The sequence below is a fragment of the Scytonema sp. UIC 10036 genome (assembly GCF_009725235.1).
On record NZ_WJFC01000025.1, the window covers coordinates 36,512 to 51,892 of the forward strand.

General features: G+C 45.9%; 16 protein-coding genes and 1 pseudogene. 5 read left to right on the plus strand and 12 right to left on the minus strand.

From position 1 onward, the window contains the following. Nucleotides 1–107: 107 nt before the first annotated feature. From F7734_RS14165 to F7734_RS14175, 3 genes are all read left to right on the plus strand, one after another. Complete coding sequence (locus F7734_RS14165) at nucleotides 108–812, plus strand: hypothetical protein (protein WP_155745323.1); 705 nt, start codon at nucleotides 108–110, stop codon at nucleotides 810–812. Between the two features lie 75 nt (nucleotides 813–887). Then, nucleotides 888–2,126, plus strand: coding sequence for an acyl-CoA dehydrogenase family protein (locus F7734_RS14170; protein WP_155745324.1), 1,239 nt, complete (start codon nucleotides 888–890; stop codon nucleotides 2,124–2,126). A gap of 160 nt (nucleotides 2,127–2,286) precedes the next feature. After that, complete coding sequence (locus F7734_RS14175) at nucleotides 2,287–2,628, plus strand: hypothetical protein (protein WP_166481901.1); 342 nt, start codon at nucleotides 2,287–2,289, stop codon at nucleotides 2,626–2,628. Between the two features lie 182 nt (nucleotides 2,629–2,810). On the opposite strand, the gene F7734_RS14180 is transcribed toward F7734_RS14175, so the two are convergent. The 12 genes and pseudogenes from F7734_RS14180 to F7734_RS14230 all read right to left on the minus strand — a co-directional run bounded on the left by F7734_RS14180 (nucleotide 2,811) and on the right by F7734_RS14230 (nucleotide 13,091). Beyond that, on the minus strand, nucleotides 2,811–3,077 hold the full coding sequence (locus tag F7734_RS14180) for a type II toxin-antitoxin system RelE/ParE family toxin (RefSeq protein ID WP_166481902.1): 267 nt from the start codon (nucleotides 3,075–3,077) through the stop codon (nucleotides 2,811–2,813). After that, nucleotides 3,074–3,313, minus strand: a complete 240-nt coding sequence (locus F7734_RS14185) for a hypothetical protein (protein ID WP_155745325.1) — start codon at nucleotides 3,311–3,313, stop codon at nucleotides 3,074–3,076. The genes F7734_RS14180 and F7734_RS14185 overlap by 4 nt, the downstream gene beginning before the upstream one ends. Nucleotides 3,314–3,424: 111 nt before the next feature. Continuing rightward, a complete protein-coding gene (locus F7734_RS14190; protein WP_207714099.1) occupies nucleotides 3,425–3,652 on the minus strand; it encodes a hypothetical protein in 228 nt (75 codons plus the stop codon). A 138-nt stretch (nucleotides 3,653–3,790) separates the two neighbouring features. Beyond that, entirely contained in the window at nucleotides 3,791–4,921 is a 1,131-nt protein-coding gene (locus F7734_RS14195) for an LLM class flavin-dependent oxidoreductase (protein WP_166481903.1), read from the minus strand. Between the two features lie 479 nt (nucleotides 4,922–5,400). Then, nucleotides 5,401–5,679, minus strand: a pseudogene (locus F7734_RS63420) (cupin domain-containing protein); the annotation flags it as partial. A 380-nt stretch (nucleotides 5,680–6,059) separates the two neighbouring features. Next, entirely contained in the window at nucleotides 6,060–7,904 is a 1,845-nt protein-coding gene (locus F7734_RS14200; protein ID WP_347566198.1) for an ABC transporter ATP-binding protein, read from the minus strand. Between the two features lie 241 nt (nucleotides 7,905–8,145). After that, nucleotides 8,146–9,144, minus strand: coding sequence for an aldo/keto reductase (locus F7734_RS14205; RefSeq protein ID WP_155745327.1), 999 nt, complete (start codon nucleotides 9,142–9,144; stop codon nucleotides 8,146–8,148). A gap of 183 nt (nucleotides 9,145–9,327) precedes the next feature. Next, entirely contained in the window at nucleotides 9,328–10,002 is a 675-nt protein-coding gene (locus F7734_RS14210) for a class I SAM-dependent methyltransferase (RefSeq protein ID WP_155745328.1), read from the minus strand. A 6-nt stretch (nucleotides 10,003–10,008) separates the two neighbouring features. Further along, entirely contained in the window at nucleotides 10,009–10,677 is a 669-nt protein-coding gene (locus tag F7734_RS14215) for a dienelactone hydrolase family protein (RefSeq protein WP_155745329.1), read from the minus strand. A 21-nt stretch (nucleotides 10,678–10,698) separates the two neighbouring features. After that, complete coding sequence (locus tag F7734_RS14220; RefSeq protein WP_155745330.1) at nucleotides 10,699–12,171, minus strand: NAD(P)-binding domain-containing protein; 1,473 nt, start codon at nucleotides 12,169–12,171, stop codon at nucleotides 10,699–10,701. A 245-nt stretch (nucleotides 12,172–12,416) separates the two neighbouring features. Further along, on the minus strand, nucleotides 12,417–12,710 hold the full coding sequence (locus tag F7734_RS14225) for an amidase family protein (protein ID WP_243146877.1): 294 nt from the start codon (nucleotides 12,708–12,710) through the stop codon (nucleotides 12,417–12,419). Between the two features lie 114 nt (nucleotides 12,711–12,824). After that, the gene (locus tag F7734_RS14230; protein ID WP_243146878.1) at nucleotides 12,825–13,091 is read right to left on the minus strand and encodes a GNAT family N-acetyltransferase; all 267 of its coding nucleotides are present in this window, start codon (nucleotides 13,089–13,091) and stop codon (nucleotides 12,825–12,827) included. Between the two features lie 315 nt (nucleotides 13,092–13,406). On the opposite strand from F7734_RS14230, the gene F7734_RS14235 reads away from it, so the two are divergent. Then, entirely contained in the window at nucleotides 13,407–14,306 is a 900-nt protein-coding gene (locus tag F7734_RS14235) for an NAD(P)-dependent oxidoreductase (RefSeq protein ID WP_155745331.1), read from the plus strand. Between the two features lie 255 nt (nucleotides 14,307–14,561). Then, nucleotides 14,562–15,362: an SDR family oxidoreductase gene (locus tag F7734_RS14240; RefSeq protein ID WP_155745332.1), complete on the plus strand. Its 801-nt coding sequence runs from the start codon at nucleotides 14,562–14,564 to the stop codon at nucleotides 15,360–15,362. The last annotated feature ends 19 nt before the right edge of the window (nucleotides 15,363–15,381 follow it).

Consider the following 15,381-nt stretch of genomic DNA (forward strand, 5'->3'; position numbering starts at 1 on the left):
CAGGTGCTTCAACGGGGGTAACCCCCGCAACGCACTGCCTCGTCCATCTGCTACAGGCTGCGGTTAATTCTTACTGTCATAATACAAAACACAGAATCCTACCGTGAGTGCTTTCGATTCCAATAGAGTCCAACCACAAGCAAAACTATCCAGTCAACCTCTCGTGCTTGTCGATCTCAGTCCTCGAACAAAGCGATCGCCTTGGCATGAAGCAGGAGACAAACCGCGCTCGCAATTTTGGGCGATCGTCAGATGCAATTGTTATCTTACCTGGTCTTGTCACCGTTATTGGTAGCACGGAAGCTGAAGCAAAGCGCCGCGAACAAGAACTTTGGGAATTAGTTCCGATAGAATACGGTCTAGGTAGGTTAGCTAATATACTTCAAGTTGAGCCAGAGGTTTTGAAGTTAGACGAGCTTTTGCCTGAAAATTTGCCACTACCTGTGAATAGCAATCAAACAATGTTTAAAGTGGCGGTTGATGTGGCTAGGCGTGGTAATTTAACTGTGCGCGAGTTGATAAAAGCTTTGGGTGGTGGAGGAACAATGCATCGCATTATCGTCGCTACACCAGAACAGGTAGCAAATTCCATTGAGGAATGGTTTTTGTCAGGAGCTGTTGGTGGCTTCAATGTTGTACCAGACGTAATCGCTTCAGGGCTAGAAGTATTCGTCGATTTTGTAGTGCCAGAACTGCGCCGTCGGGGTATTTTTCGCACTGAGTACACAGGACGGACTTTGCGAGAGCATTATGGGTTGGAACGCCCAGAGAGCCGATATGCTCGTGAAAAACGTCAAGCAATTTTAGCCTAAATCATATTTTTTGAAAAGCCCTAAGACTAAACTGCTCTCATAAGTTACGAATGTTACACATTGGAGATAGAGATAATGGTTAATAGTCTAGAAAAAGTTTCAAATCCCACAATTAAGTTTTCGGCTCCTGTGACAGCAAACTCGCCGGAACTTCAGCAGCTTTTCAATTTTATTGCTCTAGGGGCTGCCAGTCGGGATCGCGATCGTGTCCTTCCTTTTGATATAGTCGAACTGATCCGTCATTCTCGTTTAGGTGCATTGCGAATTCCTGTTTCTGAAGGTGGTAGTGGTAGCTCAGCACGCGAACTGTTCGAGGTTGTCATTCGACTGGGAGAGGCAGATCCAAACGTTGCTCATATTGTACGGAATCATTTCTCTGTAACAGAACGGATTTTGCGTTCTCAGCGTAGCGAAAGGAATCGTAGATGGCTAAAGGCAGTCGTTGATGGGGCGATTATTGGACTGGCTTCAACCGAACTAGAAGTCAAACGAGCTGGCGGTGGTGCGGTGGCGAATACAAAGTTGACACCCGATAACGACGGCTATCGTCTAAACGGGACGAAATATTACAGTACTGGTAGCCTTTATGCAGACTTAATTTTTGTGCGAGTACTAGCACCGGATGATACCGTAGCGATCGCGCTGCTACCTACCAAACGCGAGGGGATTGAGCTTGTGGATGACTGGGACGGCTTCGGACAAAGGCTGACGGGTACGGGGACGACTACGTTCACAAATGTTCGCGTAGAAACAGATGAAGTATTTTTTGATACAGATAAAGACAAGGATAACTCACCTTACAACATTGTCCCACAATTGTTTTTAACAGCAATTAACGCTGGTATTATTCGCAGTGTTTTGGAGGATGCAAAAAAGCTCGTCCATACCCGACCTCGGACTTTCTACCATTCTACAGCCGAGCGAGCAGCAGATGACCCGCTCTTGCAGCAAACTGTTGGTCAGATTGCTGCCAACGCCTTTGCCGCCGAAGCGATCGTGCTACAAGCAGCTGATGCTCTCGATCGCCTTGATGTTGCTCGATCCCAAGGTGAGGACTCTGAAACAGCCGCAGCGTTAGAAGCTTCTTTAAGTGCAGCCAAAGCAAAATTGATTGTTGATGACCTAACATTACGTTCAGCCACTCTGTTATTTGAAGTGGGTGGGGCTTCAACAACAAAACAAAGCCACAACTTTGATCGTCATTGGCGAAACGCACGTACTCTGGCATCGCATAACCCAGCTCATTTCAAAGCCCGTGCGATCGGGGACTACGAAATCAACGGCACACCACTGCCGACAAGAGGCTTTTTTTAACCAATTCGGCGGAATTCCCCATCCGCCATTCGATGCGGTGGGGTAGTTCATACAGTCAAGGTCAGATTGCCAACCAGTGTTCTATACTTAGGTTTTGAAAATCGGTATAATTAGAATGTATTCTAAATTAACTTGTTAAACTTACGCTAGGTAAATAAAAGTGAATAATTGGAATATTTTATTAGAAAGTAGAGCCGATGGCTTTACCACAGCCACCGTCTTAGAAGTTCCTGATTGCCAAATAAGTGATGAAACTAAACAAGGCGCGGTCGAGAAAGTTCAGCAGTTGTTACAGAAGCGTCTAGCTAAAGCTGAAATAATTCAGATTCCGATGCCGATACAACCAGTTACTTTTCAAAGCCCTCTCATGAAGTTTGCGGGAATTTTTCAGGACGACCCAGATTTTATGGAAATCATGAAAGAAATAAGAGCCGAGAGGGATTTGGATGATAGTAGTGCCTTTAGAACCGAAAGTAATTGCCGATCTTCAAGAAGTTGCTGATTGGATGGTGGAACAAAAAGTAATTCCCAAGCGGATATATGTAGCTTCGGCAGTCTGCCCAGCAACAAATTAGCAGGGGAACTGGATTATAGATGCGAGCCTGAAAACCTTATAACTTGTTAGTATAAACAATTACTTTGATAGAACCAGGTGGGCATTGCCCATCAAAGTTTTCTTGATTGTTAAGTGTTGTCTTTATATACCTGGCTACGATGTCCGATTTCCACAATGCTTATCAATAAAACATTATCAAAAATATCGTATATAATGCGATAATCACCTACTCTAATTCGATAAGAATTTTCTTTACCTTGTAACTTTTTAACTCCGTTAGGACGTGGTTCTATTGCTAAGTTATCTATTTTGATTTGTATGCGCTCTTGCAATTCTTGAGATAGTTTTCTAAACATTTTTCGCGCAGCTTTTGTGAATTTAATTTCGTAATTCACGCTACGTCCTTTTTTCTTTCATCAGCAATTTCCTTTTTAATTTCATCCCATGCGATAAGACTATTATTTTCCATATCACTTTTAACAGCATTATAGGCTCTTAAATCGTTTTCATCCTCTTCAGCTTCAATTTTTTGTAGTAATGCGTAAATCTCATCTAAAGTACTATCGTAAGCTTGATTTAGCAGTATGTTGATAGCTTTAATTATTTCTTGTCTTTCGTGTTCTGTTTTCATGTTTATACCTCCTGAAACTGGAGACTGGGAAAAGGGAAGAAGTTTTAATTCTTGACGGTTCGACTTCGATCTCCGTCAATTCTTGACAAATTATAGCAGTCGCCAAAGCTGTTAGGACAAGTTTGATGCAGGACGGATAGGGGTTTCAAGATGGCTAATAAACGAGAGAATCGAGCTTTTGGATGCTAGCCCAAAATCCTGCTCAGCAAGTAATGGCAAAATGATACGCTCTATCCCAACCATGCCTCCAACAAAGGCATTGATCGAGATGAGCAAACTGAACTGTGCAAGATTCTCCCGTAGTCCTAGAACTACAGGTTTGGTTGTTGTATTATTCATCTAACGCCCCTGGTTATAGCGTAGGGTGGCTTCCATTTCTGGAGGTTTAGCAGGAATGCCAGTACCGATCTTGCTAATAAATTCTTCTTTTTTAACCGTCTCTAGGTTAAAATTTGACCTGGCCATGCATCAGTCAGATTATACCGACCCGCCAGTGTACCCATTCGGTGTCGTCCCTTGCACGGCTCGCTCGATCCGGGGCAAGACCTCGTTCGCCATGAGATCCATGGAGCGCCGCGCGAGCGCTGGATCGGTCCAGTCATGGCCCGTATAGAGCAGGGTACCGAACGCGCCGACCTCTTCGCGGAATTCGAGAATCTGGTCTGCGACGCTCTCCGGAGTTCCCGCTATCACGAGACGCTCGATGCACCGCCGGGTCGTGAGCTCGGAATCCGGCTGGTTGGAAAAGTCGCGCATCACGTTCAGCGCGCCGGCCTTCGCAAGCTTCGTCCGCATGACGTGGAAGTAGAAGCCGTGGGCACCGTCCTCGCCATACGCATAGCGACGCGCCGTAATCTCGTCATCGGCCACAAAGACGCTGCGCGCCACGCGCCACCCAGAGGGATCGACGGAGAGGCCCGCCGAGCGTCGGCCTTCCAGGTAGCTCTGGATCTGCGCACGGACGACATACGCACCCACGTAGGTCGCCGAGATTCCAGTCCAGCCGCGAGATCCCGCAGCGTGCGGCCCTTGTCCATCCGGCCGGATCGAGGTGATTGCGATCGGCGGATGCGGTCTTTGCAGCGGGCGGACTGCGACGCCCAGCCCGATCTGCCGATCGAGCGAGCGCTCCGTGGTCGTCTGGTAGAACTCGCCTGCGATCCGGTATGGCGGCTCTTCGCTCCAAATCCGGCACATATGATCGAGCGCCTCCTGGGTCTTGCGGTTGCGGTCCGATCCCAGGTCTCCGATGGCCTCCGCGTCGCCGCGAACGCCCGGTCCCACTCCCAGCACGAGCCGACCATGCACCAGGTGGTCAACCATCGCGACCTGGGCCGCCGCCATCGCCGGGTGGTAGTTGGCAAGCGGCAGCACGCCGGTGCCGAAGGTGATCGACGGGCACGCATCGGCCAGATGCGCGATGAAAGCGAGGCTCGATGCGATCGTCTCGGCCGAGTCTACGAGATGCTCGCCGATGAACGCTTCTCGATAGCCGAGTCGATCCGCCAGCACAACCGCTTCGCGGTCCTCGCGGAGAACGTCCGCATAGGGGCGAAGAGGTGGATGGACGGGCTGGATGAAGAATCCGAGCTTCAGAGGGTTCTGCATGGTGGGTCTCCTCGTTGGTATGGCCATGTTGAATGCAGGCGGTGACGTCGTTTCTCTATTCCCTGGTAAACATGAATTAGCACATGTTCGCGAATTATTGTCGCGGCATTATTGTGTGTGACTTAAAGGAAAAGTTTGCCGTTTATTAAAGTATAAGTTTGCCGGATTATGGCTTGAAAGACTTATTTTCCCTTATGGCAACGATCGCGGTATTTAATATTAAGTTTGCCGAAAATACAAATTATAGGCATAAACGTACCGTTTGTGTGTTAAAAGGTGGTGATTTTTAATAATTTAACTTTTAAAGCCCAAATTAAGACCAGCTATTGATTTCGACGCCAATAAAGTTTTATGACGACGCTTACTATAGCGAACGCCTTAATCAAACCAAAAAGTCTTACGGAGTAGACGTTTGCTTAAATTTAAAATAGACGACCTACTTGTATTAAGTATAAGTTTGCCTGGGTCAAAATAAAGTGAAAGCCTGCCATCATTCCAGGTCTTAATAGTTGTTCTGCAGAATCAATCATTAATGTAATTTCACCTTCAATCACATATATAAATTCATCCTGCTTGCTATGTCAATGCCTAAGTGCTGAACAACTTCCCGGTGAAAGCTGGACTAAATTAACACCAAAGTTCTTGATTCCTGCTGCGTTCCCTACAGCTTGTTTAATGCGCCCAGTTACTCGCGATTGAAATTGTTCGGGGTAATTTGAAGTGGTTCTCTGAGGGATATTTTCGGGATTAATTATCATAATATAAGCAAATTTTTTTATAATAACATCCTCTCTCCAGGCTTTGTGAGAGGACTGTTGTCTTTATATATCTGGCTACGATGTCCGATTTCCACAATGCTTATCAATAGAACACGATCAAAAATATCATATATGCGAACAAATAAACCGAACTATATTACAAAATGTGAATATATCTGAAATCCTTACCCTTTGGGTATCTCCTTAGGGAGACGCTAAGCGCAAAGCGAACGCTCCGCGAACGGGATGCCGTAGGCTATTGCCCGCTAGGGCTATACGCCAGTCTCCTACGAAAGGAAACCTTTCTACAGGGCTGAACTCACCAAAGACAAATGACAAATGACGAGCCTCACTAGTTAAGTTTAATTTTGCTGACTTACTTAGACCGCTTCTGCAGGAAGGAATCCATCTACCTGCATTTTCCATAACCTAGAGTAAGCACCGCCGCGTGCCAAGAGTTCGGCATGAGTACCATCTTCGACAATGCGACCGGCATTGAACACCAAAATGCGGTCTAGATGGGCGATAGTAGACAAGCGATGCGCTACTACAATCGTTGTTTTATTATGCATCACTGAATCTAGGGTATCTTGGATCGCTTTTTCGGTAATCGAGTCGAGGCTGGAGGTGGCTTCATCTAAAATCAGGATTGGTGCATCTTTGAGAATAACCCGAGCGATCGCAATACGCTGTCTCTGTCCTCCTGATAGTTTAACACCGCGTTCCCCCACTAGAGAATAATAACCCTCTGCCATTGGCGTGATAAAATCGTGAGCATAAGCTTTAGATGCTGCTTCAAAAACTTCTTCATCCCTTGCTTCGAGTCGCCCATAACGAATATTTTCTAGTAACGTGCGATGGAACAAAGATGGATCTTGAGGAATCAAGCTGATCTGGGAGTGGAGGGCATCCTGAGTCATATCTCGAATATCGACTCCATCTATGAGAATTTGTCCAGATTGGGGATCGAACAACCGCAAAATCAAATTGACAAAAGTAGATTTACCAGAGCCGGAGTAGCCCACTAGCCCCACACGTTGACCGGGTTCAATGATAACAGAAAGGTTGTGGAATACTTTTTTCTCAGTTGAATAGTTAAAATTGACTTGCCGAAATTCAATGCGCCCCTGAGTAATTGAATGGGCAATGGCGTTATCGCGATCGACCAACTCGTGAGGTTGAACAATAGTGTAGACACCATTAGCAATATTACCGATATGTTCAAAGAATTCTAGAAATCGTTTACTTAAATTACGAGCTTCACTAATAATCAACAGCGATAAACTAGTGGCTACCACGAAGTCAGCAGCAGCAATTTTGCCTTGACTCCAAAGGTAGAGCGAGTAATACAGAGTGCCGATTTTTAGAATAGCTGCTGAGATAAACTGAAACCAGCGGATTCGCTCCGAGTACCAGTTTGACTTTCTCACCTCTTTGAGTTCGTACTTTAATCGCTCATTCAAATAACGTCGTTCAAAACCCAAACGAGCAAACAGGCGACTACTAGTGAGATTTGTTACTGAATCTACGATAATGCCAGTTGTCTCACTTCTTGCAGCAGCAGCTCTTCGAGAGTAAATTCGGCAACGAGTTGCTAACCAAAACGAAATACTGATGAAAAGAACTGCCCATACCCCGACTAGTGCAGCAAGAGGAGGATAGGCGCGATAGAGTAATATTACGGAGACAACATATACAATAATGACTGGCATAAATTCAGTAATCATCATTTGCATCGTTTGCGTCACACCCAGAGAGGTTTCGCTAATACGATGTGCCAATGCCCCAGCAAAACTACTGCTTAGATAGCGATGCGAATGTTGTTGTAAGTATGCATATAGGGAGCGGACGATTTGCTGTCGGTGGATCGGGTGGAGGAGAGTCTGCAAGAGACCAGCCGAGCGCCCGAATACCACTTCACCTATACTCAAAGCAGTAAACAGCATCAAAGGTTGTCTCACTGCATCAAAAATGGGTCTGGTGTCGCCCATAGATCGGGTCACGCTTCGGATAATCTCGCCAATGGCATAAGGCAGCATGATACCACAGGTCGCGTGTATCACCTCCAAAATTACCATTGCCACATACCACCAACGGAACTGGTTAACAAAATAGCAAATGAACCTGAATGGTGTTGATGGCAGAGGTGGCGCATCGCCAGCACGTTGGAACGGTTGAGATGAACGTGATCTTTTGATTAAAGAACGGCGATCGCGTCGTATCACTGAAGTTTCTCCCTAATAGACTGACAAGAACTAACTTTCAACACTTACAGCGCTCTTTAATACGATGGGCTTATTGTACAGTTGGCAACCGACGCATTAGAATGACATTCATGCCTCATATCATGTCCGCTTGCATACCCTAAATAAAGCTCACGCAAAGACGCAAAGACGCTAAGGAACTAAGCAACTTTAATTATGGTTGTGTTACCGGACATGATATCGAATAGCTGGATTAGCTAGCTTAGCGCACAGAATCTCCTTTACGATATTCAGCAGTGATGTCGTCTAGTTTTTGTTTTAAATTGTCATCAAGTTTGACTTCTACTGCCTTAAGAGTGTCAGCAAGTTGTTCTGGACGGCTAGCGCCAATAATGGGAGCAGTAATAATCGGATTAGCTAGTACCCAAGCCACTGCTAGGGTGGTGAGTGACAATCCAGCCAAATCCGCTACTGTACGTAATTCCTCAACAGTATTGAACTCGCGATCGTGCCAATAACGTTCTTGATAACGTTCAGCAGCCGCACCTAAGGTGAAACGAGTTCCTTCGGTGGGACCTTGAGCAAGATTGTGTTTACCAGTAAGCAAACCTCCTGCCAATGGATTGTAAGGAATTACACCAAGCCCTTCTTCTTGCGCTAGAGGCAAGAGTTCCCGCTCAATTTCGCGGAACAACAAATTGTAGCGGGGTTGAATTGAGACAAAGCGAGTGAGATTGCGAACATCAGCACGACCTAAAGCGCGGCTGAGTCGGTAAGCTAAGAAGTTAGAAACCCCAATATAACGTGCTTTACCAGACCGAACTATCGTGTCCAGAGCTTCTAAAGTCTCATCCAAAGGGGTTGAGGCATCATCAGAGTGCAATTGATACAGATCCACATAATCAGTTTGCAGTCGTCTGAGGGAAGCATCGATCGCATCTAAAAGATGTTTGCGCGAAGCACCCCGATCCCAAGGTGCAGGACCAACCTTGCCCACAGCCTTAGTCGCTAGGATAAAATGTTCGCGTTTGCCTTTGAGCCAGCGCCCAATGATTTCTTCGGTGCGTCCAGCAGTGTCAATTCCACCGCCAAGGGGATAAACATCAGCTGTATCCAGAAAGTTAATACCAGCATTAGCAGCTGTATCGAGGATGACCCTGGAAGTTTCTTCATCAGTCTGCAATCCAAAAGTCATGGTACCAAGAGAGAGGCGCGAAACAGTCAATCCTGTTTTACCTAGATTTGTAGTTGGTAACGTCATGGCGATCTCGAGCGTTGTTGATTGAAAAAAGTAGAATTTAGAAACTGAGACCAATTTGAAAGAATAATGCTACAGATAGTTGAGTGAAATGTAGTCCAGACAAGACTTTCTCAATCCAAAATCTAAAATCTAAAATCCAAAATGGTATGAGTTTGTTCGGTAAAAATTGCGCTCGCAGTTTAGTTAGGTTGTATTTATTGCTTTACCCCACCAAATACATTTAAATCGCTTGCCTGTTTGCTCGTGCAATATTTCGTAATGTTTTAGCTCTACATCTTTCCAGTCAGATAACAGGTCTAGCAAATATTCTTTAGAGAAAAAATGCATAGTTTGTCCATCACGTTCTAGAAAGTAATTTGGCTCTATTTCGCGTATGGGAGGGTGGCGTTCTGCCCGAACTAAAGCGTCTTCTGTAGAATTAACGTGGAAAACAAATAATCCTTCGGGGCGGACTATTCGTCGAATTTCTTTAAACAACTCGCGTGTAATCCGATCTGAAAACATATGGATGGCAACATTGGACATGACAGCATCAAAGCTTGCACTCTGAAATGGCAAAGGTTTTGCCATGTCTGCAATGACAAACTGTGCGTTTAGTCCTAGCTTTTCTGCTTTCTCGCGTCCTTGTCGCACTGCCTCATCTGAAAAATCCATACCAATGACTGTAAAGCCTTGTTTTGCAAGACGTAACACGTCGTTCCCTGACCCGCAACCAAGGTCAAGTAAGGTTTTAACATTGGCAGATTTGAGGAACGGAAGATGAACATTCGTCCATTGGGTTCCCCAATCTAAATCAGTTCCAGCATCCTTCCATTTAGCGAAGGTTTGGTTCCAGAAATCGGATGGAGCGTAAGACATAGTGTATCAGACAACTAGGGCAGTGTTGCGACGGCTTTGCGAAACCAGCCACTGTTGCAACTTCGGATCGCTGTACACTTCATCTGCAATAAAATGATCGCCGTCAGGCAGTACAGTAAAATCTACTGTTCCCCCCAGTCCGCGCAAAGTAGCGACAATAGACTCTGTATCCTCAATCGGTAGTTTTTCGTCTTTTCCTCCTTGGAATATTTGGATGGGAATTTCTTTGAGCGCAGCTAATTGAGTTTCTTCTAAGGTCTTGGGTACACGCCCTGATACTGCTACCAAACCAGCGAAGCGTCCGGGATGGGAAGCGGCTATATGCCAAGCGCCAGCCGTACCTAAGCTGAACCCAGACAAGATGACACGATACGGATCGATGAGATGAGAGGCGATGAGATCGTCAAGCAAAGCAATAACATCTGACTCTCGCTCCACCCAAGTCTGTCCTTCAGGAAGTTGGGGGGCTGCAAAGACATAAGGTAATGGGCTGGAAATATCTACGAAACGAGGTAGACCCCATTTCAGCAGCACATTTAGATCGTTACCGCGATCTCTCGCTCCGTGTAGAAAAAGTACAAGGGGCGCGGGTTTACTGACATTGTCAGCGACTGATGAGAAAAGATATGGTAATGAACCATTACTACTATTGTAAGAGCGTTGTTCTACTGGCATATTCGTTACTCCTAACGTTTACTAGCTAATTGCCACCGTTGCTGGCTGTTTCCACACTGCTTTGGCATATAGTGAATCCTGAAAGTCCGGCGCGATCTTGTCGCTGGTAATCCGTGCTTCGTGCTGCTCCCAGTCTGCGAAAAACAAATCGTGGCTAATGCGTCCTACTATTGCTGGTACGTCACGCCGGATACTAGGTACGTCACCGATAGGTAACCCGAAGCTCACGAAGCCTGCTGGGTTGAAAACGTGAATGTCCTTGAGGTATGGCGCACTGTCAGGTACTTTCTCTAGGTATTCATGGGCGCTGCCAAGGTAAGGATGTGTCCCTAAATCGTCGTCGCGCTGGTCGGCTGGTGGCTCGTAGCGATCGCGCCAGAGGGCGATGTGATGGGCAAAGTCGGCTAGTTCGGGACGTTTTGTTGGGTCAACAAAGTAACCAGTACCAGCGATCGCAAAATCAAACTCGAAAATATCGTCGCTCAGGTGAACGACGATACGACCGCCCTTTTCCTGCGCCGTTCTCCAAGGTGCAGACAGATGCAGGTGGAAGTTAGAAAACGCGATCGCCCTTGGCGCAAGCCGTACCCGGCTTATCGCTCGCTCAATCGCATCAGGTGGTGGTGTGGAGCCTGCTTGACGAAAGCGCCAAGCTTGATACCAGCGAGCCGCATCTGGTAGTTGTGGATAGTTGTAGTATGCACCAGGATAACCCCGCACCCGAATCACTGGTAGAGATGCGATAGTCGAGCGCCGTGCGAACAAGTGTACTGCTTTCGCTCCTGATTCCAGCGCCACCGCTGCTGCATCAAAAGCTGAAGCCGCAGCACCTATAACTGCCACAGTCTTACCGCGCAGTGCGTCAAAGTCGATCTCGGAGGCGGTGTGAGCATACAGCGTGCTTGGTAAGTCAGTTAGTACAGGCGGTATGTATGGACCACCAGTGCCTGCTACACCATTGGCGAAGATAATCTTACGCGTGGTTTCCACCTGCGGGACACCGTTTACCTCAAGGTGCATGCGAAAGAAACCTTCGGCTGGCTCAACCCGCACCAATTTCGTCCGGTATCGAACTGAGATGCCCAGGAACTGTCGATACCAGCTGAGATACTCAGCCCACTTCACTCGCGGAATGCGATCGAGCGCCGCGTATGCCTCAGCACCGTGCCGAGCCTCATACCAAGCTTGGAAAGAAAGTTCCGGGATGCCCAGTTCGGGACCGGGTAGGTTCTTCGGTGTGCGTAGCTTTTTCATCCGCGCTCGCGTAAGCCACACCCCAGCACGTGCCTCGTCCTCAGCTGCATCAATCACAGTCACGCGACCGATGCCGACACGTCGTAGCGCAAATGCAAAGACGCTGCCGCTGCCGCTACCACCTACTATTGTGACGTTGTGGTCGATACCTGAGCGATCGCTTACCCAGTTTTCCGGATCGGGACCTAGTAGGCGTAGTGCTGAGCGAGCGCCGAAATCGGGGTCAGTCGTTGTTGTCATGTTGCTCTCTCTGGGTGAAACGCTGTGCGTATGTACTTGTTATTAACGAAAGGAAGAGGGGGAATAATCTTTGTGTTTTTTCTTACACAACACATACAAAAAATATGTAGTGCGAAACATAAAGATATGATACACGAATAATTCGTTTATCAAACATTAAATATTGCAAACTATTTTGGAGTGGTGAGACGATGGTTTGAGATGCTTGCTAGAGCAATCGAACCATCAGTCATTTTCGGATGAAATTACTGAAAAAGATTTGTATTTAATTTAGAGGGCATGATGAAAGGAAAAACAGTTTCATACGCTCTAGCTGCTTGCAATACTAGTAAATCTCTGTATTTGGCACCGACAATTTGTATACCTACGGGTAAACCATTTTTAGTGAAGCCACAAGGTACAGAAGCAGCAGGTTGTTGTGTGAGATTAAAAGGAAATGTAAACGGTGACCAATCTCGTTGCGATCTATCAATATATGACTGGGGTCTATTTTGTCCGATGGGAAAGGCAACTACAGGTAAAGTGGGAGAAATCGGCAATTTCTGACATATTTTAGGGTTTTGTAAACAAGAACTGGCGAAATTTTATACGGAATCAAATTTGCAGCAGTACAAGCCCACTTGTTAATACTTCATCCCACTGAGTTGTTTTTTCTATTTCTGATACAGAAAGAGGTGGACTGATTGATAAGCCGCACGAGTACGATAAAGGCTTGCATAAGCATAGCCCACAACCTCACTATTGATTTCGCAAACTAACCAAGGCATCTGCTGTTGATATCTCTCGATCCGCTGTTGAAACTCCTTTTCGCTAGGTGGTTCTAGCTCAAAGGAAATTGCTGTTTCGCGGACAATCGGTGCATAGATGACCAACATATGTGATACATCTTTTCCATTAGCTAATCTGATTCTCGTTTTCAAAGCAAGTTATTTATTCAAGCTAAGTAGGTGGGAAAAACCGAAATATGTAAAGGTATGTAAATAAGCTAAAACCCTTACAAATAACCAATGACGAATCCTAACTAGACAGAATCCTCTTTGAGACATTCAGTTTCTTGCTTCCTAAAATAGATTTGTGGTAAGTTCTCATTAGGAAAAATACAGTATGGTTATTAGATTACCGTACTTTTTTTGGGAACTCAAGCTCTGAGCCTATGCTGAACAATCAGTACAGGGAGTTGAGTCCAACGAGGTATGTTAAAACTCTTTGAGTAGCATTTTGGAATCAAGCTTTCCATGCAAATTCAAACTGTTGGTATTTTAAGTCCAGGTGACATGGGGCAAGCCATAGCCGCTGTACTCAATGAACATGGATTAAAGACAATTGCGGCTTTGGATGAACGGAGCGAACGCACTCGACAATTAGCCGCCTCAGCCAATATTCAGGATGTCGGTTCCCTTAAACAACTGGTGATTGAATCAGATGTAGTGCTATCAGTTTTAGTACCCGCCGCCGCAACTGAAGCAGCAGAACAAGTGGCTGAGGTAATAGGCAGTACAGGTAAGAGAATTTTATATGCTGACTGTAACGCTATATCACCCCAGAAAGTAAAAAGTATTGCCCATATTATCGAATCAAAAGGCGGACAATTTGTCGATGCATCAATTATTGGCCCGCCTCCACGAGTGCCCAACCGCACCCGTATCTATGCATCAGGAAAACAGGCAGTTGAACTCCAACAACTGCGCGATTATGGATTAGATATACGAGCGATTGGCAATGAAATTGGTAATGCTTCTGGTTTGAAGATGTGCTATGCAGCCCTAACAAAAGGACTGACAGCAATTGGCACAGAATTACTCATTTCAGCCCATCGCCTTGGTTTAGACGAACAACTTTGGGATGAAGTATCAACTAGCCAACCAGAACTAGCCAAAATACTCTCCCGTTCCATTCCATCCATGACACCAAAAGCACATCGGTGGATTGGGGAAATGGAAGAAATAGCAGAAACCTTTGAAGCTTTAGAATTGACAGAGCGAATTTTCCAAGGCGCGGCTGATGTTTACCGCTTAGTGAAAGAAACGTCGCTGGGCAAAGAAACACCAGAAGAAAGCGATCGCGATCGTGCGCTCGGAGATATTATTACAACTCTTTCCCAAGAATCTTTAAGAGTGAAAAATCAGAAGAATTAGTACTCTGCTACACCAATTCTCATGGATAAAACGATTTTTCCTCTCTCGTTCCCAGGTTCTACCTAGGAAAGCAGAGTGCGAGGCTCTGCAGAGCGATTTTAGGAGGCGGAGCCTCCCGTTAGGCATTCCCAGGCTCCGCCTGGGAACGAGGTGGTACAAAGTTTCGATCGCTCTTTGAAACGTATGTGGTAGACCACTAGTAGGTTATTTGTTACACACAGTACATAGTGAAAACCAAATCGAGGAATTTATTTTATGAGCTTGGAACTACATTTATCAGGTAAAACAGCAATTGTTACAGGTGGTAGTGCGGGGATTGGTTTAGCCATTGCCAAAGCCCTCTATACTGAAGGTGTGAATGTGACTATTGCTGCTCGTAACCCAGAACGATTAGAGAGTGCAGTTAGTGCTATTCAGTCCCTACCCACACCAGGAGCGAAAGTCATTGCGTTCGCAGCCGATCTGACACAAGCAGAAAGTGTTGATAAAGTTGTTTCAAGCACACTCGAACAGTTTGGACAAATTGATATCTTAGTCAATAATGCAGGGTCAGCTCGTGCAGGGTCTTTCCTTGAACTGAGCGATGATGTATTTCTAGATGCTTGGAACTTAAAATTACTGGGCTACATTCGCCTAGTTAAAGCTGTTGTTCCCCACCAAAAAAATAGACGGGATGGACGGATTGTCAATATTATTGGCGGTGCAGGTCGAACACCTCGTCCCGGCTTCCTTCCTGGTGGCACAACTAATGCTGCTTTGCTTAACTTCACGCGGGGAATATCTAAAGAGTTAGCTGAGTACAACATTCGGATTAATGCTATTTCGCCCGGAGCTACGGCTACCGAACGGGCTGAACGCTTGGCAGAACAAAACGCTCAAGCTCGTGGGATTACAATTGAGCAAGCAAAAGCAGAAACTTTACAAGGAATTCCTCTCAAAAGGATCGCCCAGCCAGAAGAAATTGCTGCATTAACACTGTTTTTAGTGTCTGACCTTGCTGCTTCAATTACAGGTGCTGAGATTCTTGTTGATGGTGGACACACTCCAGGGGTTTAAAATGCAGTAATTTTTGATA

Excerpts from the sequence above, each read along its gene's own strand:
- F7734_RS14240 (WP_155745332.1), top strand. The coding sequence starts at position 14,562 with ATGAGCTTGGAACTACATTTATCAGGTAAAACAGCAATTGTTACAGGT.
- F7734_RS14205 (WP_155745327.1), bottom strand. The coding sequence starts at position 9,144 with ATGACGTTACCAACTACAAATCTAGGTAAAACAGGATTGACTGTTTCG.
- F7734_RS14215 (WP_155745329.1), bottom strand. The coding sequence starts at position 10,677 with ATGCCAGTAGAACAACGCTCTTACAATAGTAGTAATGGTTCATTACCA.
- F7734_RS14220 (WP_155745330.1), bottom strand. The coding sequence starts at position 12,171 with ATGACAACAACGACTGACCCCGATTTCGGCGCTCGCTCAGCACTACGC.
- F7734_RS14210 (WP_155745328.1), bottom strand. The coding sequence starts at position 10,002 with ATGTCTTACGCTCCATCCGATTTCTGGAACCAAACCTTCGCTAAATGG.
- F7734_RS14235 (WP_155745331.1), top strand. The coding sequence starts at position 13,407 with ATGCAAATTCAAACTGTTGGTATTTTAAGTCCAGGTGACATGGGGCAA.
- F7734_RS14195 (WP_166481903.1), bottom strand. The coding sequence starts at position 4,921 with ATGCAGAACCCTCTGAAGCTCGGATTCTTCATCCAGCCCGTCCATCCA.
- F7734_RS14190 (WP_207714099.1), bottom strand. The coding sequence starts at position 3,652 with ATGAATAATACAACAACCAAACCTGTAGTTCTAGGACTACGGGAGAAT.
- F7734_RS14170 (WP_155745324.1), top strand. The coding sequence starts at position 888 with ATGGTTAATAGTCTAGAAAAAGTTTCAAATCCCACAATTAAGTTTTCG.
- F7734_RS14185 (WP_155745325.1), bottom strand. The coding sequence starts at position 3,313 with ATGAAAACAGAACACGAAAGACAAGAAATAATTAAAGCTATCAACATA.